Consider the following 2,622-nt stretch of genomic DNA (forward strand, 5'->3'; position numbering starts at 1 on the left):
AAGTGGTCGATTTAATTTGGATGGCCAGACGGCCGGTTATTTTTGCCGGGAGCGGTGTTATTCTCGCCCAGGCGTCCGAAGAAATCACCCGTCTTGCCAAAATGGCAGACATCCCGGTCACTGCATCCTTGATGGGTCTAGGGGCATTTCCGGGATCTCATCCCTTATGGCTGGGGATGCTGGGCATGCACGGAACCTATCGGGCCAATATGAGCATTGGTCATTGTGATCTCATGATTGCTGCGGGTGTTCGATTTGATGACAGAGTTACAGGCAACATTGAAAAATTTGCACCCGGTGCAAAAATTGTTCAGATTGATATTGATCCTACCTCTATCCATAAAAATATTGAGGTTCAGTGTCCTATCGTGGGGGATTGCAAGGTTGCCCTTGAAGGGATCATTCAATTGATGAAAAACAAAAGTCCGGACGGCTTCAAATTAGATGCCTTTAAATCCAATGATGTTAAAAATGACCGCAAACAATGGCTTGATCAGATCCAGGAATGGAAAAGTACAACTCCTTTGAAATACGAACAGGACAGTATTGTGATCAAACCTCAATTTGTCATTGAAAAACTCTATGAACTGACAAAGGGAGAAGCCATTATCACAACAGAGGTGGGTCAGAACCAGATGTGGGCGGCTCAATATTATCATTTCAATGAGCCCAATCATTTTATTACCTCCGGGGGGCTGGGAGTCATGGGGTTTGGATTGCCTGCAGCCATTGGAGCCAAGGCCGCCTGCCCTGACAAGCAGGTGGTTGACGTAGCCGGAGACGGGTCCATCCAGATGAATATCCAGGAATTGATGACCGCCATTGAATCAAAGATAGATGTTAAAATTATCATCCTGAACAATCAATATCTGGGCATGGTACGACAATGGCAGGAACTCTTTTATGAAAAAGTTTATTCTTCTACTAATATGGAAAATGCCCCTGATTTCGTGAAACTGGCCGAGGCTTATGGTGCAAAAGGGTTAAGATGCACCCGGCCTGATGAGGTTGAATCCACTCTGTCAGAAGGCCTTAACTATGAGGGAACGGTTATCATGGACTTTGCCGTGGACAGGGAAGAGTCTGTTTACCCCATGGTTCCGGCCGGCAGCGCTATCACAGAAATGCTTCTGGTTTAATGTAAATCTGAAAAAGGATATTTATAATGGAAACAAACAGCTACTTACTTTCTATCCTCGTAGATGATGAGCCCGGAGTTCTTTCAAGGATTGCAGGCCTTTTTTCAGGAAGGGGTTTTAATATTGACAGCTTGAGCGTGGCAAGCACTGCTGAGCCTGATGTGTCAAGGATTACCATGGTGACAAAGTGCGAATCCCATATCATTGAACAGATAAAAAAACAGCTTCACAAGCTGATCAATGTTATTACAGTAAATGATCTGACGGATAAAAAATATGTTCAGCGGCAGTTGGCACTAATCAAAGTAAATGCAAAGCCTGAAAAAAAAGCAGACATATTAAGGATTGTCGATATTTTCAGATGCAAAATTGTGGATGTGGGCTTATCCCACTATACCATAGAAGTGTCCGGGGACTATGATAAACACGATGCGATTATCTCTTTATTAAAGCCCATGGGGATTATTGAGATAGCCTCCACAGGCTCTATTGCCCTGGCAAGGGAAAACGGGAAGCATTAATTAAAATTAACAGGTTAAAACCGACAAGCAGGACAAAACCGATAGATAGGATCAAAAATGGAAAAAACACTTTTATACGATACCACGCTAAGGGATGGCATGCAGGGAGAAAACATATTCTTTTCCCCTGATGATAAGATGAAAATAGCCAAACGTCTTGATGATGCAGGCATTCATTATATTGAAGGCGGATGGCCCGGATCAAATCCGGGTGCCCAGCATTTTTTCGAAATGGCAAAAAATATGGAATTCAAAAATGCCAAAATTGCGGCTTTCGGCGCCACCCGGCGCAAGGGGAAAACCTGCGATAAGGATGCCAACATCCAGGCACTATTAAACAGCGAGGCCCCTGTCATTACATTATTTGGAAAATCCTGGGACCTCCATGTCGAATCCATCATGCAGAATACAAAAAAAGAGAATCTTGCCATGATCAAAGAGAGTATTACTTATCTTTTAAACCATGACCGGGAAGTCCTCTATGATGCAGAACACTTCTTTGACGGGTATAAAGCCAACCCGGATTATGCTTTAAAAACCCTTGAAGCGGCTGTTGAGGGCGGAACAAAATGTCTGGTTCTCTGTGACACTAATGGCGGATCCATGCCCTGTGAAATTGATACCATTACCAGAAGCACAATTGAACATTTCAGGTCTGACCTTCAGGTTAAAGAAAAATCAAACCTTATCTTCGGCATACACACACACGATGACTGCGCCATGGCTGTGGCCAATTCAATCACTGCAGTTCATGCAGGAGCAACCATGGTTCAAGGAACCATCAATGGTTATGGTGAGCGATGCGGTAATGCGGATCTGACCGCTATTATCCCTATCCTGGCCCTGAAAATGAACCGGGATTGTATCAACCGTGAAAACCTTGAAAGATTACAGAACCTCTCAAGGTTTATTTCTGAAACTGCCAATGTGCCGCCTGTCAATTCCCGACCCTTCGTCGGTAA

At 44.1% G+C, this 2,622-nt stretch carries 2 protein-coding genes and 1 pseudogene; all 3 read left to right on the plus strand.

Features of this window, described 5'->3' with window-relative positions:
* On the plus strand, positions 1 to 1,139 hold a 1,139-nt coding region (locus tag K8S13_RS03580), incomplete at its 5' end, for a thiamine pyrophosphate-dependent enzyme (protein WP_291460507.1).
* Positions 1,140 to 1,165: 26 nt separating this feature from the next.
* Positions 1,166 to 1,660, plus strand: coding sequence for an acetolactate synthase small subunit (gene ilvN / locus K8S13_RS03585; protein WP_291460508.1), 495 nt, complete (start codon positions 1,166 to 1,168; stop codon positions 1,658 to 1,660).
* A 57-nt stretch (positions 1,661 to 1,717) separates the two neighbouring features.
* Positions 1,718 to 2,622: pseudogene (locus K8S13_RS03590) on the plus strand (citramalate synthase); the annotation flags it as partial.

The sequence above is a fragment of the Desulfobacula sp. genome (genome assembly GCF_021107415.1).